The organism is Amycolatopsis sp. PS_44_ISF1, from assembly GCF_032335455.1.
Classification (GTDB): Bacteria; Actinomycetota; Actinomycetes; order Mycobacteriales; family Pseudonocardiaceae; genus Amycolatopsis.
In genome coordinates, this window is the sequence record NZ_JANUXO010000004.1 from 508,577 (window position 1) to 535,254 (window position 26,678).

The 26,678-nt window shown below is 71.7% G+C and carries 22 protein-coding genes and 1 pseudogene; 9 read left to right on the top strand and 14 right to left on the bottom strand.

The genetic code is table 11. The features are described 5' to 3' along the window. Positions 1–333 precede the first annotated feature (333 nt). Positions 334–738: a hypothetical protein gene (locus NYF13_RS32225; protein WP_315661703.1), complete on the bottom strand. Its 405-nt coding sequence runs from the start codon at positions 736–738 to the stop codon at positions 334–336. A gap of 155 nt (positions 739–893) precedes the next feature. Here NYF13_RS32225 and NYF13_RS32230 point away from each other — a divergent pair, with 155 nt between their 5' ends. Further along, positions 894–1,391: a GtrA family protein gene (locus NYF13_RS32230; protein ID WP_315661704.1), complete on the top strand. Its 498-nt coding sequence runs from the start codon at positions 894–896 to the stop codon at positions 1,389–1,391. A 299-nt stretch (positions 1,392–1,690) separates the two neighbouring features. After that, positions 1,691–2,344, top strand: coding sequence for an RNA polymerase sigma factor ShbA (gene shbA / locus NYF13_RS32235; protein ID WP_315661705.1), 654 nt, complete (start codon positions 1,691–1,693; stop codon positions 2,342–2,344). Between the two features lie 36 nt (positions 2,345–2,380). Here the strand turns inward: shbA and NYF13_RS32240 are convergent, their stop codons facing one another. Both NYF13_RS32240 and NYF13_RS32245 read right to left on the bottom strand, forming a co-directional pair. Further along, entirely contained in the window at positions 2,381–3,211 is an 831-nt protein-coding gene (locus NYF13_RS32240; RefSeq protein WP_315661706.1) for an amidohydrolase family protein, read from the bottom strand. Beyond that, positions 3,208–3,366 (bottom strand): hypothetical protein, encoded by a 159-nt coding sequence (locus NYF13_RS32245; RefSeq protein ID WP_315661707.1) that lies wholly within the window; start codon positions 3,364–3,366, stop codon positions 3,208–3,210. The genes NYF13_RS32240 and NYF13_RS32245 overlap by 4 nt, the downstream gene beginning before the upstream one ends. A 787-nt stretch (positions 3,367–4,153) precedes the next feature. On the opposite strand from NYF13_RS32245, the gene NYF13_RS32250 reads away from it, so the two are divergent. Next, positions 4,154–4,876: a FadR/GntR family transcriptional regulator gene (locus NYF13_RS32250; protein ID WP_315661708.1), complete on the top strand. Its 723-nt coding sequence runs from the start codon at positions 4,154–4,156 to the stop codon at positions 4,874–4,876. Positions 4,877–5,083: 207 nt separating this feature from the next. Here NYF13_RS32250 and NYF13_RS32255 read toward each other — a convergent pair. After that, positions 5,084–5,273, bottom strand: a pseudogene (locus NYF13_RS32255) (fuconate dehydratase); the annotation flags it as partial. 131 nt (positions 5,274–5,404) lie between these two features. Here NYF13_RS32255 and NYF13_RS32260 point away from each other — a divergent pair. Both NYF13_RS32260 and NYF13_RS32265 read left to right on the top strand, forming a co-directional pair. Next, on the top strand, positions 5,405–6,658 hold the full coding sequence (locus NYF13_RS32260; protein ID WP_315661709.1) for a multidrug effflux MFS transporter: 1,254 nt from the start codon (positions 5,405–5,407) through the stop codon (positions 6,656–6,658). Positions 6,659–6,711: 53 nt separating this feature from the next. Further along, positions 6,712–7,749, top strand: a complete 1,038-nt coding sequence (locus NYF13_RS32265; RefSeq protein ID WP_315661710.1) for a DUF2235 domain-containing protein — start codon at positions 6,712–6,714, stop codon at positions 7,747–7,749. 94 nt (positions 7,750–7,843) lie between these two features. Here NYF13_RS32265 and NYF13_RS32270 read toward each other — a convergent pair whose 3' ends face one another. Further along, positions 7,844–9,070: an FAD-dependent oxidoreductase gene (locus NYF13_RS32270; protein ID WP_315661711.1), complete on the bottom strand. Its 1,227-nt coding sequence runs from the start codon at positions 9,068–9,070 to the stop codon at positions 7,844–7,846. A gap of 204 nt (positions 9,071–9,274) precedes the next feature. On the opposite strand from NYF13_RS32270, the gene NYF13_RS32275 reads away from it, so the two are divergent. From NYF13_RS32275 to NYF13_RS32285, 3 genes are all read left to right on the top strand, one after another. Continuing rightward, a complete protein-coding gene (locus NYF13_RS32275; protein ID WP_091623393.1) occupies positions 9,275–9,478 on the top strand; it encodes a hypothetical protein in 204 nt (67 codons plus the stop codon). Positions 9,479–9,542: 64 nt separating this feature from the next. Next, positions 9,543–11,501, top strand: coding sequence for an SDR family oxidoreductase (locus NYF13_RS32280; protein ID WP_315661712.1), 1,959 nt, complete (start codon positions 9,543–9,545; stop codon positions 11,499–11,501). Positions 11,502–11,838: 337 nt separating this feature from the next. Further along, positions 11,839–13,599 (top strand): hypothetical protein, encoded by a 1,761-nt coding sequence (locus tag NYF13_RS32285; protein WP_315661713.1) that lies wholly within the window; start codon positions 11,839–11,841, stop codon positions 13,597–13,599. 364 nt (positions 13,600–13,963) lie between these two features. Here NYF13_RS32285 and NYF13_RS36855 read toward each other — a convergent pair whose 3' ends face one another. Next, positions 13,964–14,587, bottom strand: a complete 624-nt coding sequence (locus NYF13_RS36855) for a hypothetical protein (RefSeq protein ID WP_396287789.1) — start codon at positions 14,585–14,587, stop codon at positions 13,964–13,966. A 237-nt stretch (positions 14,588–14,824) separates the two neighbouring features. Here NYF13_RS36855 and NYF13_RS32295 point away from each other — a divergent pair, with 237 nt between their 5' ends. Next, positions 14,825–15,646, top strand: a complete 822-nt coding sequence (locus NYF13_RS32295; protein ID WP_315661714.1) for an ABC transporter ATP-binding protein — start codon at positions 14,825–14,827, stop codon at positions 15,644–15,646. Between the two features lie 59 nt (positions 15,647–15,705). Here NYF13_RS32295 and NYF13_RS32300 read toward each other — a convergent pair whose 3' ends face one another. The 8 genes from NYF13_RS32300 to gcvP all read right to left on the bottom strand — a co-directional run bounded on the left by NYF13_RS32300 (position 15,706) and on the right by gcvP (position 26,614). Further along, complete coding sequence (locus tag NYF13_RS32300; RefSeq protein WP_396287790.1) at positions 15,706–17,631, bottom strand: transglycosylase domain-containing protein; 1,926 nt, start codon at positions 17,629–17,631, stop codon at positions 15,706–15,708. 121 nt (positions 17,632–17,752) lie between these two features. Next, positions 17,753–18,475 (bottom strand): GntR family transcriptional regulator, encoded by a 723-nt coding sequence (locus tag NYF13_RS32305; protein ID WP_315661716.1) that lies wholly within the window; start codon positions 18,473–18,475, stop codon positions 17,753–17,755. Between the two features lie 136 nt (positions 18,476–18,611). Beyond that, positions 18,612–19,985: an L-serine ammonia-lyase gene (locus NYF13_RS32310; protein ID WP_315661717.1), complete on the bottom strand. Its 1,374-nt coding sequence runs from the start codon at positions 19,983–19,985 to the stop codon at positions 18,612–18,614. Positions 19,986–19,997: 12 nt separating this feature from the next. Then, complete coding sequence (gene lipA, locus NYF13_RS32315) at positions 19,998–20,999, bottom strand: lipoyl synthase (RefSeq protein WP_315661718.1); 1,002 nt, start codon at positions 20,997–20,999, stop codon at positions 19,998–20,000. Beyond that, positions 20,996–22,270 (bottom strand): serine hydroxymethyltransferase, encoded by a 1,275-nt coding sequence (gene glyA, locus NYF13_RS32320; RefSeq protein ID WP_315661719.1) that lies wholly within the window; start codon positions 22,268–22,270, stop codon positions 20,996–20,998. The genes lipA and glyA overlap by 4 nt, the downstream gene beginning before the upstream one ends. After that, the gene (gene gcvH, locus NYF13_RS32325; protein ID WP_315661720.1) at positions 22,270–22,647 is read right to left on the bottom strand and encodes a glycine cleavage system protein GcvH; all 378 of its coding nucleotides are present in this window, start codon (positions 22,645–22,647) and stop codon (positions 22,270–22,272) included. The genes glyA and gcvH overlap by 1 nt, the downstream gene beginning before the upstream one ends. Before the next feature lie 16 nt (positions 22,648–22,663). Beyond that, positions 22,664–23,779: a glycine cleavage system aminomethyltransferase GcvT gene (gene gcvT, locus NYF13_RS32330; RefSeq protein ID WP_315661721.1), complete on the bottom strand. Its 1,116-nt coding sequence runs from the start codon at positions 23,777–23,779 to the stop codon at positions 22,664–22,666. Positions 23,780–23,782: 3 nt separating this feature from the next. Then, positions 23,783–26,614, bottom strand: a complete 2,832-nt coding sequence (gene gcvP / locus NYF13_RS32335) for an aminomethyl-transferring glycine dehydrogenase (RefSeq protein WP_315661975.1) — start codon at positions 26,612–26,614, stop codon at positions 23,783–23,785. Positions 26,615–26,678: the final 64 nt, after the last annotated feature.

A 26,678-nucleotide genomic window follows, 5' to 3' on the forward strand; every position in this document is an offset into this window, starting at 1 on the left:
GTGGACCGGCAGTGCGGTGGCTTGAGGCTCCAAGAACACCTTGGCTCCGCCATCGGTGCCGACTACACGATCACCGTCCTCGGGTGAGGAGGCCACCGACAGCGAATCGCAGACCGCTTTCTTCGGCGCCCCGTTCTGCCGTCAGCGCGGTGATTGCTTCGGAAGCGGCTTCGGTCACGGTTGGCGTTTTGGCCTTCCACCCGTCGCGGTCAGACGCGGTGGGACCTCACGCCAAGGGCGGTCGTTCGGTGGCGCAGCACGAGTGGTGATCCGGTGCGGCCAAGAAAGCCGCCCGGATCGAGCCACTAGTGCAGCTACGGCTTTCGACGTCGGTCAGCGGACCTCACGAATCGCTTCGGCGACGTCGCCGCCCGTGATGTCGGGCTGAGCGCCCGGGTCGGCATCGGTGTGCTGGGCGGGTGAGAAGTCGCCCGGCACCAAGTCTTCGACATCAGCCGGCACGTCGTCGATCGAGCCGTCCAGATCCTCCGCCGGTGTGGCGGCGATGGGGCGGGCGGGGATAGGCATGGGCTGCACGTCGGGCTGTTCCTCAGCCAGGCGCTGCTCGTGCGTCTCGCCTTCGCGAACCTCCGCCGCGGTGGTGCCGTAGTGGTCGGCGGCACTCCAGTGCTCGGGCGGGTCGATCCCGGCCTCGACCGGGTCGATACCCAGATCGTCCTCGTCGAGCGACTCGCTGGGGCTCATCAACTCCGGCTCGGCCGCGTCGCGGTCACTCACTGCTTCCTCCTGCTGTTCCGGGGACGAGATCTCCGTCTTCCTGGCCAGTTACCCGGGGTGACGGAGGCCGAAACCGGGGGCTGTCGCCGGAATCACAGGTATTCATCGGGTTCAGCAGGTTCACCAATTTGTGAAGCGGAGGTGGCGTTTCCGGTATGACCACCACCCGGTGGACGCCCGGGCACCATCTCGCAGCCGACGCCCCGCACCGTCACCCAGAACTCGACGGGGACCGCCACCACGAACTCGGCGGCCACGCCGCGTGGTACCTGCTGGCGGGCGGGATCACCACAGGGATCCAGGCTGCGCTCTTCCTGGCCCTGCGCCCGGAGTTCGGCGCCCAGTGGGCGAATCTGGCAGCGATCGCGCTGACCACGGTCGGCAACACCGAGTTCCACCGCCGCGTCACCTTCGCCGGTCGTCAGAGCAACGCCGGCAAGCGGCACCTGCAGGACCTGCTCACTTTCGCCTTCTACGTCGGTTACGGCTCGATCGTGCTGGCCGTCGTCGATTCGCTGGTGAGCCGGCCGACCGCCTGGGAGGAGACCGGCGCGCTGCTGGCCGCGAGCTTCGTCGGCGGCCTCATCCGGTTCGTCGCGCTGCGCTGGTGGGTCTTCGCCCGGCCCGAGCCCGCCTCTGCACATCTGCCCTGAGCACGCTCTGTTGCGCTACCAGCGCATAACTCCGAGTGACGAACCTCCTCCGGAATCGGCACATTTCACCGCGCGGCACCCATACCGCGCGTAGGACTGGTCTCGTTTCCATCAAGACCACTCCTGCTAACGGGGTATTCGTAGTTGAAATCTGGACGGTCGACCCCGGCGCCGCCTAGGGTTACAGAGCGTCGCAACGGGCGTGGCTTGCTCTCTCGAACGGAGTAAGCCGCATTCGCAACATCACGGAGTGTTGACTCTTTCGGCCGCCGGGGCCGAGGGTCGTCGGGGAGACGAGCATGACCGCACCGTCGAAGCTGGCCCGCACCGCGGAGTCCGTTCTACCGGGTCACACCAGGCCCGATGCCCTGCCCCGCGGCCACGGGCGGCTCACCAAGGAAGAACTGGACCCGATGGTCCGCGCCGCGGGAAGCGGTGACCAGCGCGCGATCGACGACCTGCTGCACGTGCTCCGCCCCGCCGCCGCCCGCTACTGCCGCGCGCGGATGGGCGGGCGCGACCTGTCCTACCTCTCGGCCGACGACGTGGCCCAGGACGTCTGCATGGCCGTGCTCAAGGCCCTGCCCGACTACCAGGACCGCGGCGGCTCGTTCCTCTACCTGGTGCACGCGATCGCGGCCAACAAGGTCGCCGACGCCTACCGCGCCGTCGCCCGCGACCGCTCGGACCCCGTGCCCGAGCTGCCCGAGCGCCCGCTGGCCGGCAACGAGCCCGAGTCCCACGCGCTGAACCTCGACCTCGGCGCCCGCCTGGCCGAGCTGGTCACCCGGCTCGCCCCGTTGCAGCAGGAAATCCTCACCCTGCGCGTCATCGTCGGCCTCAGCGCCGCCGAGACCGCCGAGACCCTGGGCATCTCCCCCGGCAACGTCCGGGTCACCCAGCACCGCGCGCTGAGCAAGCTGCGCGAGATGGTCCAGGGCCAGGACCTCTGACGGCGTCCGCCCACGTCCCTCGCCTCGACGCCCGGCTCAGCCGATCCGGTAGACCCGGGCCGCCGTGTGCTCGAAGACCTCCAGCCGCTCCGGGTCCGTCAACGAACCGGTGAGCGAAACCGCCGCGTCGAGCACCACCTCGTAGGCGGCCGCGAGTTCGCAGACCGGCCAGCCCGAACCGAACATCACCCGGCGAGCGCCGAAGGCGCCGAAGACGTGGTCGGCGTACCGGCGCAGGTGCCCGACCCGCCACTGCGCCCAGTCCGCCTCGGTGACCAGCCCGGACAGCTTGCAGTGCACGTTCTCCCGCGCGGCCAGTGCGGTGATCCCCTCGGCCCACGGCTGCCACCCGCCAGCGGCGATCGGCGGCTTCGCAGCGTGGTCCAGCACCAGTTTCAGCTCCGGTAGCCGATCGGCCACCCGCACCGCGGCGGCCAGTTGCGCGGGCGCGATCAGCAGGTCGTAGACCAGCCCGGCGGCGGCGACCACGGCGAGCCCATGCAGCACGTCCGGGCGCACCAGCCAGTCCGGGTCCGCCTCGTCCTCCACCTGGTGGCGCAGGCCGGCCAGCGGGCCCAGCCCGGTCAGGCGCGCGAGCCGGTCGGCCACGTCCGGCGCGGTCAGGTCCACCCAGCCGACCACGCCGGCGATCACCGGCTCGGCCCGGGCGGTCCGCAGGAGCTCCTCGGTCTCCGCCGCCTCCGGCACGGTCTGAACGAGCACCGTCGCGTGCACGCCCGCCCCGTCCGTCACCGCGCGCAGATCGTCCACTGTGTACGGCCGGCGGATCGGGGCGAGCTCCGCGCCCGCCAGCCACGGGTAGTCGCGCCGGGTGGGGTCCCAGAGGTGGTGGTGCGCGTCGATCACTGCGGTCCTCCGGAGGTGACGGGGCGGCCGGTGAGCCGCAGCAGTCCGGCTTCGGCGAGGTCGGCCCACCGTAGGTCCGGGACCGGCTTCGACGCTTGCCGAACGTTGAGCGCGACCTGCCCGGGACCGTGCGCGCCGACCGCCAACGAGACCACGGCGGGGTGCGAGGCGGGCGCGACCTGCGGCAGCTCGACACCGTGGCGAGCGCAGACCTCCGCGATCCGGGGCGCCTTTTCGACCAGCTCCGTGGGCGCCGCGTAGTCGTAGGGTCCCGCCCGGCTCCGGGGTGGTGAGGATGCCGCCGTTGAAGACCACGCCGACCCCGTGGTCGAGGCAGCTCGTCGAGGGCCGGCTGGTTCGGCAGCGCGTACCGGCCGACCACCAGTACGTGGTCGAGGTCGGACCGGCGCACGAACTCCGCCCGTGTCGGCGCCTGGTTCATGCCCGCACCGACCGCTCGGACCACTGGTCGTCGCGCTGCCCGGACACGGATGCGACTGGCTCCGGCGCCCGGCTGACCTTGGTGGACAGGACGTATGCCCGTCGCGCCGAGGCGCTGTTCGGAAAGACCGAGCCCGTAGTGCGGCGCGGTGTCGAAGTAGCGGATGCCCGCGGTCCACGGTGGCGGCGGTGGTCTCGTCGGTGGTGGCGTAGCAGAGATTGCCCGGCTACACACAGCCGAGCCCCAGCGAGGGGAGCTTCACGGTGGTTCCCAGAACTGGTGCAGCCCCGACGAGGGGCGCCGTTCGGGTCGAGCAGCGGCGGGGTGCGGGCCGGCCGGGTGCGCATCCCGGCCCGGTTTGAGTCTGGTGTGCCGGGCCACTCTTTCCGGGGCTCGGCGAGGGGCAGCGGCGTGGGTCATCGATCCTCCTGTGCGGACACGTGGCACTCTGGGCTCAGCACACCGAAACATCCGAGGTCTCTGCAGGGAGGGCGGTCGGGATGCCCGTCACCGATGTCGCGATCGACAAGATCAAGGACATGATCATCTCGGGGGAGCTCGCGCCGGGCGACCGGCTGCCCAAGGAGGCGGAGCTCGCCCAGCGGCTGGGGCTCTCGCGCAGCTCCCTGCGCGAGGCCGTGAAGGCGTTGTGCCTGATCAGGGTGCTCGACGTGCGTCAGGGCGACGGCACCTACGTGACCAGCCTGGAACCGAACCTGCTGCTGGACGCGATGACGTTCGTGGTCGACTTCCACCGTGACGACACCGTGCTCGACTTCCTCGCGGTGCGCCGGATCCTCGAACCCGCGGCCACCGCGCTGGCCGCGCTGCACATGGGCGAGGACGACCTCGCCGAGCTGGGCGCGATGCTGGGCGAGCTGGCCGACGCGCCGACGGCGGAGGCCCTGGCCGCGAACGACCTCCGGTTCCACCGCAAGATCGCCGACGGCTCCGGCAACCCCGTGCTGTGCTCGCTGCTCGACAGCCTCTCCGGACCGACCACGCGGGCGCGGATCTGGCGCGGGCTGACGGAGGAGGGCGCCGTCGCACGCATCCGCGAACAGCACACCGCGATCTACCAGGCCATCGCCGCGCGCGAACCGGAGCTGGCGCGGTCCTGGGCGACGGTGCATATAGCCGGGGTCGAGCAGTGGCTGCGCAGAACGCTAGCGCCGAACGGGGCCGAGGCTCCCGGCAACGAGAATCCCGCCGCAGTTTCCTGAGCAACGCGGAAGCCCGTGCCTGGCTCCCCGACGGCAGAGGAAGAGCCCGCGCGACACTTAAGGTCGGATGATCACGAGTGCTCCGGTCGGCGATTCGCCGCCGGCGTAGCGGCTGATGATCAGCGCCATCAGGGTGATGCCGCCGCAGATCGCCTTGAACCACTCTGCCGGGACCTGGGCGCTACGCAGCAGGCTGTCTACCGGCAGTTCGGCTGCGCGCAGGATGTCCGGTGCTTCCAGCTCGGTCCGGTAGCGGAAGTCGACGAGCGAGACCAGCTCCTCCCGCGTCATGGCCGCGGCGAACTTCCACGGCGGCAGTCCGGCGCGGCGCGAGCGCGCGGATGGCAGCGGTCTGTACGTCGTCGCCGCGGCCGATGGTGAACGCGAGCCCGTCGCCGTGCACTCTCCTCCCGGCACTTGCCGCGATACGTCCGTTCGACGTGCTCCAGGCCACAATCGGAATAGCGGACGGTGGCCCGCGGGTTGGCCCGAGGGGCAAGCGCCGCCGACTTGGGATGGGGACCACGTATGACTACGGCCGAGACCGCGCGCAGCACGAGAGCCGAGCGAGGAACGCCGAAGCGCGAGGGGACCCTTCGCTTCCTGTTGATCCTCGGCGGGCTGTCGGCGTTCGGGCCGTTGTCCATCGACATGTACCTGCCCGCGCTGCCGCGGCTGGCCACCGACCTCGGCGCAAGCGCTTCGACCGTGCAGCTCACGCTGACCGCGTTCATCGTCGGGCTGGCAGTCGGGCAGGTGGTGGCCGGGCCGCTGTCGGACGCGTACGGCCGGCGCGTGCCGCTTCTGATCGGGCTGGGGCTGTACGTGGTGGGCTCGGTGGCCGCCGCCGTCAGCCCGGACATCACGCTGCTGATCATCGCCCGCGCGGTGCAGGCGATGGGCGCCGCCGCCGGGCTGGTGATCTCGCGCGCGACCGTGCGAGACCTGTTCTCCGGCAAGGCGATGACTCGGTTCTTCTCCCTGCTGATGCTGGTCAACGGCCTCGCCCCGATCATCGCGCCGGTGCTCGGCGGGCAACTGCTGAACTTCACCACCTGGCGCGGGGTGTTCGTGGTGCTGACCGCGTTCGGCCTGCTGCTGCTCGTGGTGGTCGCGATCGCGATGCCGGAGCCGCTGGCCGTCGCGAACCGCACGCCCGCGCGGCTCGGGCCGGTGCTGCGCACCTACGCCGGACTGCTCGCGGACCGGTCGTTCCTCGGTTACGCGCTGGCGGCCGGGCTGATGTTCGCCGCGCTGTTCGCATACATCTCGGGCTCTTCGTTCGCGCTGCAAGGGGTGTACGGGCTGAGCCCGCAGCAGTTCAGCCTGGCCTTCGGGCTCAACGGGGTCGGCATCGTGCTCGCCGGGCAGCTCAACGGGCGCCTGGTCGGCCGGTTCTCCGAGCGGACGCTGCTGGCCGCGGGGCTGACCGTGGCGGCGGCCGGCGGGATCGGGGTGCTGCTCGCGGTGACCCTCGGGCTGAGCCTGGTCGGGCTGCTGGTGCCGCTGCTGGTGGTCGTCTCCAGCATCGGGCTGGTAATGCCCAACGCCAGTTCGCTGGCGCTGTCCGAGCAGGCGCGGTCGGCCGGTTCGGCGTCGGCGCTGCTCGGGGTGCTGCAGTTCGTGGTCGGCGGGGTGGCGACGCCGCTGGTCGGCCTCGGCGGGCCGGGCACGGCGCTGCCGATGGCCGTGACCATGGCCGGTTTCGGGGTGCTGGCCCTGCTGGCGTTCCTGACCCTGACCCGGCCCGCGGGCGCGGGTTTGCCCAAAACGTTGAAATGACCGGGCGGTTCGTGCCTTGATAGCCGGGACCTTTTCCCGGGAGTGAGGTGCGGATGCCCAAGCGGATCGTGATCTGCTGCGACGGAACGTGGGACACGGCCGACCTGGCCGACGGGGAGGTGGCGGCGCCGAGCAACGTCACGCGGCTCGCGCTGTCCGTGGCCCCGGCCGGCGAAGACGGTGTCCTCCAGCGGGTCTACTACCAGTCCGGGATCGGCACGGTCCGCTGGAAGCTGCTGGGCGGCGCGTTCGGGCTCGGGCTCTCGAACGACGTCTGCGAGGCGTACCGCTTCTTGGTGCGTACGTACGAAGAAGGCGACGAGATCTTCTTCGTCGGCTTCAGCCGAGGCGCTTACACGGTGCGCAGCGTCGCCGGACTGATCCGCAACTCGGGGTTGTTGCGCCCGGAGCACGCCGACCTGGTGCCGCGCGCGTACGCGCTGTACCGCGACCGCCGCAACGAAAGCCACCCGCGCGAGACGGAGGCGACGCTGTTTCGCCGCACGTATTCGCGCGAGCCGCGGATCCGCTTCATCGGCGTGTGGGACACGGTGGGCTCGCTGGGCATCCCGCTCAGCGGGGTCTGGCCGGTCGACTTGTTCAACCGCCGCTTCGAATTCCACGACACGGCGCTCAGCTCGCAGGTGGACGCGGCGTTCCAGGCCCTGTCGATCGACGAGCACCGCAAACCGTTCGTGCCCGCGATCTGGCTGCCCCCGGCCGCGGGGAGCGGGCAGCGGGTGGAGCAGGTCTGGTTCGCCGGCTGTCACTCCGACGTCGGCGGGGGCGGCCGGACGGCCCACGGGCTGTCCGACGTGCCGATGAGCTGGATGACCGGCCGGGCCCGCGAGTGCGGACTGGCCTTGACCACCGACCCGGAGGTCAAACCGGACCCGCTGGGGGCGATGTACCAGTCCCGCAAGGGTTTCTACCGGTTGATGCCGACGGCCGCCCGGTCCATCGGCGTGACCGACCCGGCCCGCGAGAGCGTGGCGTCGAGCGTGGTGGAACGGCGTTCGGTGCTGGGTTACGACCCGCTCAACCTGCGGGAGTACCTCGGCCGGGACGGGCGGGTGTCGCCGGTCGGGTGAAGGATCGGCCCTGGCCCGGCCGACGGCTTCGCGGCCGGGCTCGGCGTCGTGCGCGTAGCTCGCCGACGAGCTACGCGCACGGAAAACCCGAGCGCTACCCGAGATCCGCCAGGTTCCCGGACCGAAGCTGCTCGTCCGTGACCACCGCGTGGCCGTCCACCAGCGCTTGCAGGGCGTCCCCGTCGTCCCACTGGTTGACGTTCATCGCCGCGCCGACCTCGCCGCCCGGGGTGACCCAGAAGGCCGTGAAGTCCCGCGCCGCCAGGTCGCCGCGCACCACCAGGCGGTCGCGGTCCAGGTCGGCCGAGCCGCGGTACTCGCAGCCCAGGTCGTACTGGTCGGTGAAGAAGTAGGGCAGAGCCAGGTAAGGCTCGTTCTCCCCCAACAGGTTCGGGGCCACGTGCGCACCGTGCCCCCGCGCGGTCGCCCAGTGCTCGACGCGGATGCGGTGGTCGTAGCGCGGGTGGAAGTGCGCCGCGATGTCGCCGATGGCGTAGATGTCCGGGGCGGAGGTGCGCAGGCCCGCGTCGACGCAGACGCCACCGTCGTCGGACAGCTCCAGACCGGCCGCGTGGGCCAGTTCCACGCGCGGAGCCGCGCCGACGGCCACCAGCACGACGTCCGCGGCGAGTTCGTCGCCCCCGGAAAGGCGGACCCCGCGGACCCCGCCGGAGTCGCCGGTGACCTCGGCGACGCGTTCTCCCAGCCGCCAGTGCACGCCGTTTTCCTGGTGCAGGTCCCGGAAAACGCCCGCGACCTCGTCACCGAGCACGGACGCGAGCGGCAGCCGCCCCGGCGAGACCACGGTGACCTCCGCGCCGTGGTGCCGGGCGGCGGCCGCGGCCTCGGTGCCGATCCAGCCCGCGCCGACCACCACCACCCGCTCCGCGTCGGCGAACGCCGAGCGAAGCCGCAGCGAATCGTCCAGCGTCCTCAGCGCGTACAGACCCGGGAGTTCCCCGCCCGGCACGGGCAGCGGGCGCGGGCGTGAGCCGGTGGCCAGCACGAGCCGGTCGTACAGGTGCTCGCCGCCCGCGTCGTCGAGCACGAGCCGCGCGCCCGGTTCCAGCCGCGTCGCCGTGACCCCCGAGGCGAGCCGGATGTCGTGCTCGTCGTAGTAACCCTCGTCGTGGACCCAGTCCGGCTCGTCGCTGTTGCCGAGCAGCACCCCCTTCGACAGCGGCGGCAGCTCGTAGGGCCGGTGCGCGTCGGTGCCCATCAGCAGCAGGTCACCGCCGTAGCCGCGCTCCCGCAGGGCGGTGGCGGCCGACGCACCGGCCAGCCCCGCTCCGATGATGACGATCTTCCGGGGTTCCGACACCAAGACCTCCCACGCCGACCACGACCTGCCGCCCGGACGCTACTCCCGATACCCGCCCGGCACATCCCACCGGGCTACCTCGCCGGGCGCGGTCGGGCCGGGGAAAGGAAAACCGGCCGGTAGGCAATTCGGGTGAACGGGCGTAAGCGGCGCCTGCGGCCCCGGTCACACCCGCAGAAAGCACCACTGAGGAGGGCGAGGACCGTGTCGGGACGGGACGAGTGGTCGGTCGGCTGTCGGGATCTGGCGGGACGGCGGAGGGACGTGACGGTGTTCGTGAGCAGCGACGACAAGATCGTGCTCGTCGCCCCACCGGGCGAGGCGGCGGTGCTGGGGCCGCTGGACGTCGGCCGGCTGCGCGCCGCCCTGCGGGACGCCGTGGTGGTCGTCGCCCAGCACCCCGAGTGACAACTACCGTTCCTACTTGTGAGTAGGTACAGTTCGTCGCACACTCCGAGCAGAAGGTGCGGCGATGACGACCTACTTCGTGACGGGCGCGACCGGCTTCCTGGGCCGGCGCCTGGTCGCCCGGCTGCTGCGGCGGCCGGACACCACCACCGTGCACGCCCTGGTCCGGAACACCTCCCGGGACCGCCTGGCCGAGCTGGCGCGAGGCTGGGCGGGTGCCGGGAAGCTGGCGCCCGTGGTGGGCGACCTCACCGAGCCGGCGCTGGGCCTGGACCCGGCGGCGTTCGGCGGGATCGACCACGTGGTGCACCTGGGCGCGGTCTACGACCTGACCGCGGGCGACGAGGTCAACCACGCCGCGAACGTCGGCGGCACCCGCAACGTGCTCGCCTTCGCCGCTGCCGCGCGGGCCGGGCTGCTGCACCACGTGTCCTCGATCGCCGTGGCCGGCAACCACGCCGGGCGGTTCACCGAGGCCGACTTCGACCTCGGCCAGACGTTCGGCTCCCCTTACCACGCAACGAAGTTCGAGGCCGAGAAGCTGGTGCGGGCGCAGCGCGAAGTGCCGTTCCGGGTCTACCGGCCCAGCGCCGTCGTCGGCGATTCCCGCACCGGTGAGATGGACAAGATCGACGGCCCGTACTACTTCCTCCCCGCCATTTCACGCCTGGCCGCGCTGCCGCGCCGGCTGCCGTTGCCCGCGCCGGATCTGGGCGCGACCAACCTGGTGCCGGTGGACTACGTCGTCGAGGCGATGGAGTACCTGATGCACCGCGAAGCGCCTTCGGGCAGCACGTACCACCTCGCTTCGCCACGGCCGCAGAAGCTCGGCGAGGTCTACAACGCTTTCGCGCGGGAGGCGGGCGGACCGCAGATCACGGCGAAGCTGCCTTCGGGTGCGCTGCGCGCCGTGGCCTCGCGCCTGGCCGCGGGCGTCGACCTGATTCCGGGTGGACGCGCCGCGCGGGCCGCTGTGCTGCGTGAGCTGGGTGTGCCGCTGGAAGTTCTGCCGCACCTGAGCCTGGCCGTGGAGTTCGACACCGCGCGCACGACTTCGCAGCTGTACGGCAGCGGCGTGACTCTCGCCGAGCTTCGCGACTACGCGGGTCCGCTGTACCGCTACTGGCGCGCGCATCTCGACCCTGACCGAGCCCGTACGCGCGGGCTCAAGGGACGCGTGGTGTTGATCACCGGGGCGTCTTCGGGCATCGGCCGCGCTTCGGCGCTCGCCGTCGCGCGTCGCGGTGCGAAGGTCGTGCTCGTCGCGCGCCGCGCGGAGGAGCTGGAAGAGGTGCGCGCGGAGATCACGGCCGCGGGCGGCCAAGCCGTGGCGTACCCGTGCGACCTGACCGACGGCGACGCCGTGGACGCGCTGGTGAAGACCGTCCTGGCCGATCACGGCGCCGTCGACATGCTGGTGAACAACGCGGGCCGCTCCATCCGCCGCTCGGTGCGGCTCTCGACGGAGCGCTTCCACGACTACGAGCGCACGATGGCCGTCAACTACTTCGGCCCGGTGCGGCTCACCCTGGGCCTGCTCCCGTCGATGGCGGAGCGGGGCTTCGGGCACGTGGTGAACGTGACCACGATGGGCCTGCAGACCGACACCCCGAGGTTTTCGGCCTATCTGGCCTCGAAAGCGGCGCTGGAGGAATTCGGCCTGACCGCGGGCCGCGAGACCCTCTCCGACGGCATCACCTTCAGCTCCGTGCGCATGCCCCTGGTCCGCACCCCCATGATCGCCCCCTCCGGCTACCGCGGCCTGCCCTCGAGCTCGCCCGAACGCGCGGCCGCGCTGGTGGTCAAGGCCCTGGAGGAGCGGCCCCAGATCCTGAGCCTGCCGGAGGGCCGCGCCGCCGAACTGGCCGCCCTGGCCGCCCCGGACCTGACCCGTTTCGTGGTCCACCTGGCCTACCGCGCGATGCCGGAATCCGCCCCAGAGGCCAGGCACCTCCCCCGTGACCCGGCCCTGGCCGCGGTGGCCCGGACCCTGATCCGGCTGCTCTGGCGGCGGCGGGCCTAGGCAACCGGCCGGTTCGAGGCGGCTGCGTGGTGGTACCGGTTACGGGTTCGCGCTGATACCTCTACCCCCCACCACACCGTCCACCCGGGCTCCGATACCGGCGTGGTCGAAGCCGAGTCCTGCCCGAAAGGCCTGGCGGGGGGTGGTCGGGGAGGGCTTACCGACCGCGAAGAACAAGACCGGCCCCAGGCCAGGTCGCGGCGGGCCTGGCACTGGCCAATGGATTGGTCCCGTCGGCGGGCCTAGGGCGCGGGCCGGTACCCCAGACCGCGGCCGTTACCATCGCGGTCCGGACCGGGCCGGGTGAGCCAGCCGCACGATCGGGAAGAGGGCCAGCGTGGACGTCGCCAGTCCGGCGCTGCCGCCGGTCGCCGCGGGACGGGGTGGACGCGGGCGGGTGGCGGCGCGGGGGGCGGTGCACGCCGGGTGGGTGGCCGCCCTGGCGCTCGCGACGGAGTGGCGGGTCGGGCGGTTCGGGTTCCAGCCCACGGACCAGGGGTTCATCCTGGCGCAGGCCTGGCGGGTGCGGCACGGCGAAGTCCCGCACGCCGGCATCATCTCCGCGCGGCCGCTCGGCTCGGCCGTGCTGCACGTGCTCGACTTCGCGCTGCCGGGGCCGCTGTTCTTCGCTTCCGGCGTCCTCGCCATGGTCGAGCTCACGCTGGCCACGATGGCGTTCGCGGTGCTGGTCACGCGGCGGCCGGTGCACACCTGGGGGGTCGGGCGCACGGCGCTGGTCGCCGCCGCCGCGCTGGTCAACCTCAACGGGTTCCCGCTCATGGCCTGGCACACCATCGACGGCATCGCGCTGACCGCGTGCGGTGCCTGGGCCCTGGACGCCGGTCTGCGCAGCGGAAAGGCGCTGCCCCGGCTCGGCGGGCTGGCGCTGCTCGGCGCGGCCGTGTTCATGAAGCAGAGCTTCGTCCCCGCCGCGCTGATCGGCCTGGTCTGGACCCTCTCCTACCCGGACCGCCGGCGCCGCCTGATCCCCGATGTGCTGGCGCTCGGCGCGTTCGGACTGGGCTACGTCGCCTGGGTGACGGCCGGCGGCGGCTTCGGCGCAATGGTCGCCCAACTGACCGGCGGCGTCCCCGCCTACGGCGAACGCCTGCTCGGCCTGTGGCTGGACGACCCCGCGACGCTTGCCCTCCCGCCGGGCCGCCGGCTGACGTGGTTCGCCGCGATCGCCGTGGTACTGGTGCTGGTGCGCCTCGGCGGCGACCGGCTGGGGGCGGCCGGTCGCGTGGTCTCGTGGCTGTCGGCCCTGGGCGCTGTCGCCGTAGTGGTCTGGACCATATGGGACGGCCGGTTCACCGCCTCGACCCGCTGGGCCGATGTGCTCTGGTGGATCCTCGGGCTGGCCGTGGTGGTGCGCGCGATCGGGCTCAGACGGCTGCCGTGGGCCGGGCTGCTGGTGCTCGCGACCGGTTTCATGGCCAGCCTCTCCTGGGGCAACGACACCCCGACGCTGCTCACCGGCACCCTCGCGCTCACCGCGCTGCTGCTGGTCGCCGAGGTCGTGCCACCCGCCGAACCGCTCCCCCGGCTCACCGCGACGGCCGGACTGGCCACCGCCGCCCTGTGCGGCTGGGCGGTGGTCGCGCACCACGACGAGGCGGCCTACTTCGACCTTTCGCACGGCGAACTCACCGCCGACCTGGGCGCGGTCAGCCCGGCTCTGCAGGGCATCCGCACGAACCCGGCCACCTACGCCTACGTCGCCCAGATCCACGACTGCCTGAACCGCTACCCGGCCGAACAGGTGGCGGTGCTGCCGGACAACCCGTTCGCCTACCCCGCCTTCGGCCGGCGCAACCCGTTCCCGCTCGAGTGGCCCCTGCCGCAGGAGATCGTCGGCGACGCACCGGCCCGCATGCTCACCACCGCCGACCGCCTCGACCACGACGGCGACTACCTGGTCCTCTTCGAAACGGTGCCGAACCAGGTGCTGGCCCACGGCGGCCCGGTGCCCGCTTCGGTGCCGGCGGCCACCCCGAACGTCGACTACCAGGGGCTGGAGAACGCGATCCGCGCCCGGCTGGCCGGGGAATCGGTGGTGTGCGGGAGTTTCGTGGGCAAGTGGCAGCCGCGGCGGTGAAAACCCGTGCGGGCTCACACCGGTCAGCCGGACCGAACGCTCCCGGACCCTACTCGACGAGCGCGTCCTCCGGGGTCCCCGCCGCCAGCCCGGCCAGCACGTCCAGCGCCGTCGCCAGGGCCTCCTCCGGTGGTTGCGGAAACCGCGATCCGCACCGCGTCGGGCGCGTGCCCCGGCCGCACCGCGAACGCCGCCGCCGGCAGCAGCGCGATCCCCCGGCGGGTAGCCGCCGCCACGAAGGTCTCCGCCCGCCACTGGTCCGGCAGCTCCCACCACCGGTGATAAGCCGCCGGGTCACCGAGGACCGGGAAGCCGTCCAGCCGCTCGTCCAGGATCTTCGCGCGCTTCGCCACGTCAGCCCGCTTCACCGCTTCAACCTCAGCCAGTACGCCGCTAGCGATCCAGCGCGTTGCCGCTTCAACGGCGAAGCGCGACGAGCGGCGCGGTTTCGGGGCGCAGGAAGGCGTAGATGCTGTCCTCGACCACGGGCAGGTCCAGCCGTCGCACGGTCTCCGCGAGCTCGGCGCGCCGCGGGCATGGTCGGGCCGAGTGGGTTGTGCAGCGTCGGCTGGACGTAGAGCGCGCGCACCGGCGCCGTCGCGTGAGCGGCTTCGAGCGCGGCCGGGACCAGACCTCCGGCGTCGGTCTCGATCGGCACCAGTTCGATCCCCAGCCGCCTCGCCATCGCCTTGACCACGGGGTAGGTCAGCGCCTCGACCGCCAGCCGCTCCCCCATCGGCACGAACGCCGAGACCGCCGCGGCGATGCCCTGACGGCCGTTGCCGGTGATCAGCACCGTGCCCGGGCCGGGCGTCCAGCCCCCGCGCGCGAGCAGACCGGCGGCGGCTTCGCGGACCGCCTTCGTGCCGGCCGCGCCCACCGGGTGCAGCGCGTCGGTGAAGACGTCGGTGCGAAGCAGCGGCTCCAGCGCATCTGCCAGCTTCGCGGACTGGCTGGGCAGCACGGCGAAGTTCAGCTCCAGGTCCACTCGCGCGTCGCCCGGCTCCGCCAGCGCGGGCTCGGGCGCCGGGCGAGCCGCGCGGACGCAGGCGCCCGGCCTCGATCTCGGCGGCGAGCCCGTCCGCGACGACCCGGTAGTCGTCCATCGCCACCTTCGCCCGCGCCAGGATTCCTGCCGACAGCATGATGGCACCGGGTGGTCACGCTCGGCGAACACACCCCGGGGAGCTCCCCGAACGAGGGTCACTAGGTTAGCCTAGCCTTCGTGGAACAGACGATCGCCGAAGTGCCGACCCGGATCGAATCGCGCCTGCACACCGAGGCCCTGACCCTCGCCTACGACGGGCGCACCGTCGCCGAGGAACTGGGCGTGGTCATCCCGGACCGGTCGTTCACGGTGATCGTCGGCCCGAACGCCTGCGGCAAGACCACCCTGCTGCGAGCGCTCGCGCGGATGCTCAAGCCACGCCAAGGCTCGGTGTACCTCGACGGCGCGGTGATCTCCAGCTACGGCGCGAAGGAGGTCGCCCGCCGGCTGGGGCTGCTGCCGCAGAGCTCGGTCGCGCCGGACGGCATCACGGTGGCCGACCTGGTCTCCCGCGGCCGGTACCCGCACCAGCGCCTGCTGCGCCAGTGGTCCCGCGACGACGCCGCCGTGGTCGCCGAGTCGATGCGCGCGACCGGGGTCGACGACCTGGCCGAGCGGCTGGTCGACGAGCTCTCCGGCGGCCAGCGCCAGCGCGTCTGGATGGCCATGGCACTGGCCCAGCAGACCGATCTGCTGCTGCTCGACGAGCCCACGACCTACCTGGACATCGCCCACCAGATGGACATCCTCGACCTGTGCGCCCAGTTGCACGCCGAGCAGGGCCGCACGCTCGTGGCCGTGCTGCACGACCTCAACCACGCCGCCCGCTACGCCACGCACATGATCGCCCTGCGCGACGGGCGGGTGCTGGCCACCGGCACCCCGGCCGAGGTCGTCACCGAGGAAAACGTCGAGAAGATCTTCGAGCTGCCCTGCCGCGTGATGCCCTGCCCGGAGACCGGCACCCCGCTGGTGATCCCGAAGGCGACCCGACGCTGAACCCGGAGCCGGGCCGGACCGCCGACCGGGGTCACGACGGGTTCGTGCTCACCCGCGGCCTAAGAGCCTGGCCCCCGTTCCACGGGCTCGCCCGCCCTTTTCCCGCCTGCTTCGTTCCACCGCACCGGGAGTGACCGGTGCGTCTGCGTCATGAACGCCCGCCACACCTGCGCGGGCACGGTCGCGCCGGTCAGTTCGCCGTCCGTGGCCTCGGGCAGGCGGCGGTCGTCGTCGGAGCCGATCCACACCGCGGTGGACAGTTGCGGGGTGTACCCGATGGCCCAGCCGTCCTGGGTGTCGGTGCTGTTGCCGTGCTGGAACTCCCCCGTGCGCAGCGCGGCGGGGCGGCCGTCGGGCAACGAGGTCCGCAGCACGTCGGTCACCCCGTCGGCGATGCGCCTGCTCACGCCCGCGTCGTCGTCGAAGGACGGCTTGGCCGTGTCGTCGTGCCGCCACACCGGCGTGCCGTCCTGGTCGAGCACCGCCTCGACCAGGTGTGCCGTGGTCCGCAGGCCGCCGTCGGCGAAGCTCGCGTACGCACCGGCCAGGTCCAGCGGCCGCACCGGGTAGCGGCCGACCGCGATACCCGAACCGATCAGGTACCCGTCCTTCTCCCGCATGGTCGGCTCACCGTCGACGGTGTCCGGGATCCCGGCGTCCCGGGCCGCCGCGCTCACCGCGTCGGGCCCGACCTTGCCGGCCAGCCCGATGAACGGCGTGTCCGCGCCCGAGGTCATGGCAATGCGCAGGGTGCAGGGTTTCGCGCAGCGGCCGGGGTAGACGAACTCCTCGCCGAGGAAGCGGATCCGGTCCGGCGACGCCACCGCCCGATCGGGCGAGACCCCCGCGTGCAGCCCGGCCGCCAGCGTCAGCGGGTAGAACGCCGAACCGGGCGCGTGCGCTGTACCGGCGTAGTCACGGACACCGTTGTCACCCCCGTCGTACGCGCGCACCGCACCGGTGGACGGATCGACCGACACCAGCCCGCCGCGGAACTCCTGGGGCTCACCCTTCAACCGGTCGGACAACGCCGTGCGCGCAGCCGCCTGCGCCCCGCGGTCCAGCGTCGTCCGCACGGTCAGATTCCCTTGCTGCAACCGGGACAACGGGAACCCGTCCTGCTCCAGCTCGGTCAGCACCTGCTGTTTGACGTGGTACTCGTCGTAGCTCAGCCGGCTCGCCCGCGTTCCCGACGGCGCCCGGACCTCCGCGCCCGGGTAGACCATCGCCGCGGCCTCCACCTCCGTGACGTAGCCGCGCTGCCGGAGCTTGTCACGCACATACCCCCAGCGCTTGGCCGCGTGCGCGTCCCCCGACGCCGCGGGATCGTGCACCGACGGCGACTGGATCATCCCCGCCAGGAAAGCGGCCTCGCTCCAGGTCATGCTCTGATCGAGATCGCGGCCGAAGTACGCGCTCATCGCCGCGGACGGACCGAACGTGCCCCGCCCGAACGAGATGATGTTGACGTAGCTCTCGAAGATCCGCTCCTTGCTCTGCTGCTGCGTGATCTTCGTGGCCAGCACCAGCTCTTCCAGCTTGCGCCCGAGGGTCGCGTCATCGTCGCCGGTGGACTTCTTGATGTACTGCTGCGTGATGCCCGAGCCCCCACCGACACCGGTGAGGAACGCACGGCCGATGCCCGTGGGATCGAAGCCCGCGTTGTCCCAGAACGTCGGATCTTCGGTCGCGATGATCGCATCACGCAGCTTCTCGGGGACTTTCGCATACGGAACGAACAAGCGGTCACCTTCGGCCGGCGGGACCTTCAGCAGTTCGGAGCCGTCGCCGTACTCCAGCACCACCGTCTTGTTCAGCGAGGCGAGCACCTCCTGCGGGCTGCGCACATCCAGCAGCAGATATGCGACCCAGAACCCGATCAGCGGCACCCCGACCGCGGCCCCGAACACGCAGTAGGAAATCCGGCGGACCCGGCGCCACCTGCGACGACGACCCGCACCGGCCCGGTCGGCGGCATCCTCCAAGCCGTCCGAAACCCCGGTTGAAACGTCAGTCGGAACACTCTCGGTAGCGTTATCCGTCTCGTCTCCCACGATGAGAGGACGCCCGTACGGGTGGCTGAGTTCTGTTCGTCACAAAAAAATCTCAGGCGAGGAAGGCCCGCAGCAGCGAGGCGGTGCCCTCGATGTGCTCGGCCATCGCGTGGCGCGCGGCCACCGGTTCCCCCGCCAGTATCGCGTCGACGATCGCCGCGTGCTGGGCGTTCGAATGCTCCAGATTGGGCTCCAGCAGCGGGATCCGGTCGAGCAGCAGGTTCACGCGCATGCGGGCGTCGGCCACCGCGGTGGTGAGCGAGCCGGACGCGGTGACCTCGGCGATCGCGAGGTGCAGCCGGGAGTCCCGGCGCCGGTATTCGGCCAGGTCCGCGGTGGCGGTCTCGCCGAGGGTGGCGGTGAGGTGACGGCGGTCGGCCGGGCTCAGCGTGCGCGCGGCGGCGGCCTCGGCGGCCCCGGTCTCCAGCACGTGACGCAGGCAGAGCGCGTCCTCGAACGCCGCGGCGTCTACGGTGCCGGGATCGCCCTCCCCCGGTTCCGGCAGGCTCTGGGTGACGAACGTGCCGCCGTAGCGCCCGCGCCTCGACTCGACGTACCCGGCATCGGCCAGCGCGCGGATCGCCTCGCGCAACGTCACCCGGCTGACGCCGAGCCGCTCGGCCAGCTCCCGCTCCGAAGGCAGCCGCTCCCCCGCCCCGACCACTCCGAGCCGGATGGACTGCAGCAGCCGCTCCACGGTCTCCTCGAACGCGTTGCCGGCGCGCACGGGCCGGAACAGGGCTTCCCCCGCGCTCACCACCGGCGTCGACTCCACTCCCCGAGTCTAGGCCGGACGGCCCCGGCACCGCCGCGGACCGCGTCACCGCACCCCCGCCGGCAGCGCCCCGGCGGACCGGACGGAGGCTCCCGCCTCGGCCCGGCCCGCCGAACGCCGTTTCAGGACCCGGAGATCAGCACTCGATCACGTTCACGGCCAAACCGCCGCGCGCGGTCTCCTTGTACTTCACGCTCATGTCCGCGCCGGTCTCGCGCATGGTCTTGATCGCCTTGTCCAGCGTGACCACGTGGCTGCCGTCGCCGCGCATGGCCATGCGGGCGGCGTGGATCGCCTTGGACGCACCGACCGCGTTGCGCTCGATGCACGGGATCTGCACCAGCCCGCCGACCGGGTCGCAGGTCAAGCCCAGGTGGTGCTCGACGCCGATCTCGGCGGCGTTCTCCACCTGGGCCGGCGAACCGCCCAGCACCTCGGTCAGCGCGGCCGCCGCCATGGCCGAGGCCGAGCCGACCTCGCCCTGGCAGCCGACCTCGGCGCCCGAGATCGACCCGGTCTGCTTGAGGATCGAGCCGATCGCACCCGCGGTGAGCAGGAACGTCACGATGCCGTCTTCCGAGGCGCCGCGGATGAAGCGCTGGTAGTAGTGCAGCACCGCGGGGATGATGCCGGCCGCCCCGTTGGTCGGGGCGGTCACCACGCGTCCGCCGGCCGCGTTCTCCTCGTTGACGGCCAACGCGTACAGGCTGACCCAGTCCATCGCGTACAGCGGGTCGCCCACCCCGTCCTCGGCGATCAGCTTGTCGTGCAAGGCTTTCGCGCGCCGGGGCACCTTCAGCCCGCCGGGCAGCACGCCCTCGTGGGCGATGCCGTTTTCCACGCATTCGGCCATCACGGCCCAGATCGCCAGCAGCCCGGACCGCACCGCTTCGCGCGAACGCCAGGACAGCTCGTTGCGCATCATCACCTCGCTCACCGTCAGCCCGGTGTCGAGGCAGTGCTTCAGCAGGTCCGCGCCGGTGCGGAACGGGAACGGCACCGGGGTCGAGTCCTCGACGAACACCGCGTCCGTCTCGTAGGACTCGTCCCGGACGAACCCGCCGCCGACCGAGTAGTACGTGCGTTCGCGCAGCAGCCCGCCGTCGGCGTCGAAGGCGCGGAACACCATCCCGTTGGGGTGCGCCGGCAGCGATTTGCGCCGGTGCATGGTCAGGTCGGTGTCCTCGACGAACACGACTTCGTGCTCACCGCGCACCAGCAGCCGGCCCGACTCGCGGATCGCCGCGACCTTCGCCGGTACCGTGTCGGTGTCGATCTCCTCGGGCCGCTCGCCGGACAGCCCGAGCAGCACGGCCTTGTCGCTGCCGTGGCCGAAGCCGGTCGCGCCGAGCGAGCCGAAGAGCTCGGCCTGCACCCGGGCCACGCCGCCCAGGGTGCCGTCCTCGGCGAGACCGTCCACAAAGGTCCGGGCCGCCCGCATCGGGCCGACGGTGTGCGAGCTGGACGGCCCGATACCGACGGAAAACAGGTCGAAGACGCTGATCGCCATTGATCGTGCCCCTTATCTGGTGAGCAGGGAGCTGGCCTCTTGCGCGGCCGGACCCTGCTCGGCGAGGTGGGAGAGGTTGCCCGGGAGGGCTTCACCACGACGGGCCTTGGCCTGCGCATACAACCGGCCCGCCCGATACGACGACCGCACCAAAGGACCCGCCATCACCCCCGCGAACCCCATCGCCTCCGCCGCCCCCGCATGCTCCACGAACTCCTCCGGCTTCACCCACCGATCCACCGGATGATGCCGCGGCGACGGACGCAAATACTGGGTGATGGTGAGGATCTCGCACCCCGCCTCCACCAGGTCCCGCATCGCCGGACCCACCTCGTCCGGCGTCTCACCCATCCCCAGGATCAGATTCGACTTCGTCACCAGACCGGCCGCACGAGCCCGGGTAATAACCTCCAACGACCGTGCGTACCGGAAACCCGGACGGATCCGCTTGAAAATCCGCGGCACCGTCTCCACATTGTGCGCCAGCACCTCCGGGCGTGCGCTGAACACCTCCGCCAGCTGCGCCGGATCGGCGTTGAAATCCGGGATCAGCAACTCCACCCCGGTACCCGGATTCAGCTCATGGATCTGCCGGACCGTCTCCGCATACAACCACGCGCCACCGTCATCGAGATCATCCCGCGCGACACCGGTGATCGTCGAATACCGCAGGCCCATCGCCTGCACCGACTCCGCCACCTTCCGCGGCTCGGTACGATCCAGCTCAGCCGGCTTACCCGTGTCGATCTGACAGAAATCACACCGCCGCGTGCACTGATCACCCCCGATCAGGAACGTCGCCTCACGATCCTCCCAGCACTCATAAATATTCGGGCAGCCCGCCTCCTCACACACCGTGTGCAAACCCTCACGACGGACCAAGCCCTTCAACTCCGTGAACTCAGGCCCCATCCGCACCCGCGTCCTAATCCACGACGGCTTCTTCTCAATCGGCGTCTCACTGTTACGGACCTCCAACCGCAACAACTTCCGCCCCTCAGGCGCCGCGCTCATCGGGAGAGGTCCGCGTACAGCGGGTGCTTCTTGGCCAGCAACGCGACCCGGCTGCTCAACGCCTGCCGCACGGACTCGTCGAAATCGGGTTTGAGCGCCTCGGCGATCACGTCGGCGACCTCGGTGAAGTCTTCGGCCTCGAAGCCACGCGTGGCCAGCGCCGGGGTGCCGATGCGCAGGCCGGAGGTGACCATCGGCGGGCGCGGGTCGAACGGCACCGCGTTGCGGTTGACCGTGATGCCCACCGAGTGCAGCCGGTCCTCGGCCTCCTGGCCGTTGAGCGCGGAGCCGACCAGGTCGACCAGCACCAGGTGCACGTCGGTGCCGCCGGTGAGCACCCGCACGCCCGCCTCGGCGCAGTCCGAACGCGACAGCCGGTCGGCCAGGATCCGCGAGCCGGCCAGGGTCCGCTCCTGCCGCTCGCGGAACTCCTCGCTCGCGGCGATCTTCAACGCCACGGCCTTCGCCGCGATCACGTGCTCCAGCGGTCCGCCCTGCTGGCCGGGGAACACCGCCGAGTTGATCTTCTTCGCCAGCTCCTCGCGGCACAGGATCAGGCCGCCGCGCGGGCCGCCGAGGGTCTTGTGCGTGGTGGTGGTGACGATGTCGGCGTACGGCACCGGCGACGGGTGCAGCCCCGCGGCCACCAGGCCGGCGAAGTGCGCCATGTCCACCATCAGCCGCGCGCCGGCCAGGTCGGCGATCCGGCGGAACTCGGCGAAGTCGAGCTGGCGCGGGTAGGCCGACCAGCCGGCGATGATCAGCTTCGGCCGGTGCTCGAGCGCCAGCCGCTCGATCTCGGCCAGGTCGACGATCCCGGTTTCCCGGTCGACGTGGTAGGCGACCACGGTGTACAGCTTGCCGGAGAAGTTTATCTTCATCCCGTGGGTCAGGTGCCCGCCGTGCGCGAGGTCGAGGCCGAGGATCGTGTCCCCCGGCTTCAGCACCGACACCATGGCCGCCGCGTTGGCCTGGGCGCCCGAGTGCGGCTGTACGTTCGCGTGCTCGGCCCCGAACAGCGCCTTGGCCCGGTCGATGGCGAGCTGCTCGATGACGTCGACGTGCTCGCAGCCGCCGTAGTACCGGCGGCCCGGGTACCCCTCGGCGTACTTGTTGGTCAGCACCGAGCCCTGCGCCTCGAGCACGCCCACCGGCGCGAAGTTCTCGGAGGCGATCATCTCCAGCGTGGACTGCTGGCGGTCCAGCTCGGCCGCGACGGCGGTGGCGACCTCGGGGTCCACGACCGACAGCGGGGCGTCGAAAGTCGTCATCAGTTCTCCTGGGTGAGCGCGGCGTAGGCGGCGGCGTCGAGCAGCTCGGGGGTGTCCCCGGTCAGGCGCACCTTCAGCAGCCATCCTTCGGTGTAGGGGTCGGAGTTGATCACCTCGGGGGTGTCCGATGTGGTCTCGTTCACCTCGACCACCTCACCGCTGACCGGCGAGTACAGCTCGCTGACCGACTTGGTCGACTCGACCTCGCCGAACACCTCGCCGGCGGTCACCGGCTCGCCCGCCGCGGGCAGCTGCACGAACACGATGTCACCGAGCGATTCCGCCGCGAAGGCGGTGATGCCCACGGTGGCCACGCCGTCCTCGACGTTCAGCCACTCGTGTTCCTTGGTGTAGGACAGGTTCTGGGGGATGCTCATGGGTACCTTCGGGCTTTCAGGCTCGGGAGTAGAAGGGCAGGGAGACGACCTCGACGGGCTCGATCCTGCCCCTGATGTCGACGGAAAGCTTCGTACCAGGCTCGGTGTACGCCCGATCGACGTACGCCATGGCGATCGGGTAGCCCAGCGTCGGCGACAGCGCGCCACTGGTCACCGTGCCGACCTCGAGGCCCACCGCCGGGTCGTTTCCGACGTCGCCGGAAAGCAGACGATAGCCGTGACGCGGCGCCCGCCGCCCGGCGCCACGCAGGCCCACGCGCACCCGCGGAACGTCCGCCTTGGCCAGCTCCTCCAGCGCCGCGCGACCGACGAAGTCACCCGGCTTCTCGAACTTCACCACGCGTCCCAGCCCGGCCTCGAACGGGCTGAGCCGGAGGCTGAGCTCGTTGCCGTACAACGGCATCCCGGCTTCCAGCCGCAGGGTGTCGCGGCAGGCCAGCCCGGCCGGGACCAGCCCGTGCGGCTCCCCGGCCTCGGTCAGGATCCGCCACACCGAAGGCGCCTCCTCGGCCGGCACGTACAGCTCGAAGCCGTCCTCGCCGGTGTAGCCGGTGCGGGCCAGGAGCACGTCGTGCCCCTTCACCACGGCCGGCACGCTGGCGTAGTACTTCAACGAGTCCAGGTCCGCGTCGGTCACCGCGCGCAGGATCTCCACGGCCTTCGGGCCCTGGACCGCGAGCAGCGCGGTTCCGGCCGAACGGTCGTCCACCACCGCGTCGAACCCGGCCACCCGCTCGGCCAGCGCCGCCGCGACCACGTCGGCGTTGCCGGCGTTGGCGACCACCAGGTACTCCTGATCGGCCAGCCGGTAGACGACCAGGTCGTCCAGCACCCCGCCGTCGGCGTCGCAGATCATCGTGTACCGCGCCCGGCCCGGCTTGACCCCGGAGAGGTTGCCGACCAGGGCGAAGTCGAGCACGTCGGCGGCCTGCGGGCCGCGGACGTGGATCTCGGCCATGTGCGAGAGGTCGAACAGGCCCGCCGCCTCGCGCACGGCCTTGTGCTCGGCCAGCTCACTGGCGTAGCGCACGGGCATCGACCAGCCGGCGAAGTCGGTGAACAGGGCGCCGAGTCCCTTGTGGACCTCGTGCAGGGACGTCTCTTTCGACACGGATCAGCCTTCGTAAGCGTTGAGGGGCGGGCAGGAGCAGACGAGGTTGCGGTCGCCGCGGGCGCCGTCGATGCGGCGGACCGGCGGCCAGTACTTGTTCTTGCGCGACACCCCGGCCGGGTACACCGCCAGCTCCCGGTCGTAGTCCGCGGCCCACTCCCCAACCAGGGCCTCCGCGGTGTGCGGGGCGCCGCGCAGCGGGCTGGACCCGGCGGTCCACCGGCCGGCCGCGACCTGGTCGATCTCACCGCGGATGGCGATCATGGCCGCGATGAACCGGTCGATCTCGCCCAGGTCCTCGCTCTCGGTGGGCTCGACCATCAGCGTGCCGGCCACCGGGAACGACATGGTCGGGGCGTGGAAGCCGTAGTCGATGAGCCGCTTCGCGACGTCGTCGACGGTCACGCCGGTCTCCTTGGTGATCCCGCGCAGGTCGAGGATGCACTCGTGGGCGACCAGCCCGTCCTGTCCGGTGTAGAGCACCGGGAAGTGCGGCGACAGGCGCGAGGCCACGTAGTTCGCGGCGAGCACCGCGACCTCGGTGGCCGTGGTCAGGCCGGGGCCGCCCATCATCCGGACGTAGGCCCAGGAGATCGGCAGGATCGAGGCCGAGCCGTAGGGCGCGCCGCTGATCGGGCCGACCCCGGTGGCCGGGCCCGCCTGGTCCAGCAACGGGTGGTTCGGCAGGTACGGCGCGAGGTGCGCGCGCACCGCGACCGGGCCGACGCCCGGTCCGCCGCCGCCGTGCGGGATGCAGAAGGTCTTGTGCAGGTTCAGGTGCGAGACGTCGCCGCCGAACTCGCCCGGCTTGGCCAGGCCCAGCAGGGCGTTGAGGTTCGCACCGTCCACGTAGACCTGGCCGCCGCCGTCGTGCACGATCTTCGCCAGCCGCTCGATGCCGTGCTCGTAGACGCCGTGCGTGGACGGGTAGGTGACCATGATCGCCGCGAGGGTGTCGCGGTGGGCGTCCACCTTGGCCTGCAGGTCGGCCAGGTCGACGTTGCCCTCCTCGGTGCACTTGACCACGACCACGCGCATGCCCGCGAGCACCGCGGAGGCGGCGTTGGTGCCGTGCGCGGACGACGGGATCAAGCAGACTTCGCGCTCGGGCTGGCCGTTCGCGTGGTGGTAGCCGCGGATGGCGAGCAGGCCCGCCAGCTCGCCCTGGCTGCCCGCGTTGGGCTGCAGCGACACCTGGTCGTATCCGGTGACCTCGGCCAGCCAGCCGGAAAGCTGCTCGACCAGCACGTGGTAGCCCTGGGCGTCCTCGGCGGGCGCGAACGGGTGGATGCCCGCGAACTCGCGCCAGCTGATCGGCTCCATCTCCGTGGTGGCGTTGAGCTTCATCGTGCACGAGCCGAGCGGGATCATGCCGCGGTCGAGCGCGTAGTCCTGGTCGGACAGCCGGCGCAGGTACCGCAGCATCGCGGTCTCGGAGCGGTGCGTGCTGAACACCTCGTGGCCCATGAAGCCGCTCTCGCGCACGATGCCGTTCGGCAGCGCGGTGGCGCCGGCCCATTCCGCGTCCACGCCGAACGCGCGGAGCACCTTCGCGATCGTGTCCGGGCGGGTGACCTCGTCGCAGGCGATGCGCACGTGGTCCTCGTCGACGTGGCCGAGGTTGATCCCGGCCTCGCGCGCGGCGGCGTGCACCTGGGCGGCGCGGCCCGGGACGTTCGCCACGACCGTGTCGAAGAACGACTCGTGCGCGACCTCGACCCCACCGGCACGCAGCGCGTCCGCGAGACCCGCGGCCAGCCCGTGCACGCGGTTCGCGATGGCCTGAAGGCCGTCCGGGCCGTGGTAGACCGCGTACATCGCGGCGAGCACGGCCGGCAGCACCTGCGCGGTGCAGATGTTCGACGTCGCCTTCTCCCGGCGGATGTGCTGCTCCCGCGTCTGCAACGCGAGCCGGTACGCGAAGCTGCCGTCGGCGTCCACCGAGACGCCCACGAGCCGGCCGGGCAGCGAGCGCTCCAGCCCGGCGCGCACGGCCAGGTACCCGGCGTGCGGGCCGCCGTAGCCGAGCGGCACGCCGAACCGCTGGGTCGAGCCGGCCGCCACGTCGGCACCGAACTCGCCCGGCGAAGTGATCAGGGTGAGCGCCAGCAGGTCCGCGGCCACGGTGTACAGCGCGCCCGCGGCCTTCGCGGCCTCCGAGACGGCCTGGTAGAACCCACGGCCCCGCAGCACGCCGGACGCCCCCGGGTACTGCACGACCACGCCGAAGAACTCCTCCGGCAGCCCGGTCAGCAGATCGCGCACCTGCACGTCGATGTCCAGCGCGGCGGCGCGCGTGCGCACCACCGCGATGGTCTGCGGCAGGCACTCGGCGTCGAGCACGACGACGTTGGACTTGGACTTCGAGGACCGGCGCATCAGCGTCACGGCCTCGGCCACCGCGGTCGACTCGTCCAGCAGCGAGGCGTTCGCGGTGGTCAAGCCGGTGAGGTCGGCGACCATGGTCTGGAAGTTCAGCAGCGCTTCGAGCCGCCCCTGCGAGATCTCCGGCTGGTACGGCGTGTACGCGGTGTACCAGGCCGGGTTCTCCAGCACGTTGCGGCGGATCACGCCCGGGGTGACGGTGTCGGAGTAGCCGAGACCGATCATCTGCGTCATCGGGCGGTTCAGCGCCGCCAGTGCGCGCAGCTCGGCGGTCGCCTCTTCTTCGCTGGCGGCCGCGGGCAGGTCCAGCTCGCGGGTGGCCCGGATGGCCGAGGGCACCGCCGCGCCGACCAGGGCGTCCAGGCTCGCGTACCCGGTTTCGGCGAGCATCTTGGCCCGCTCGGACTCGGACGGCCCGATGTGGCGGGCGTCGAAGGGGGTGGAGGTGATGGGAGCTCCTCGGGACGGGCACCGGGCGCAGCGGTGCACTGGGAACTCCCCCTCTGTCATGGGC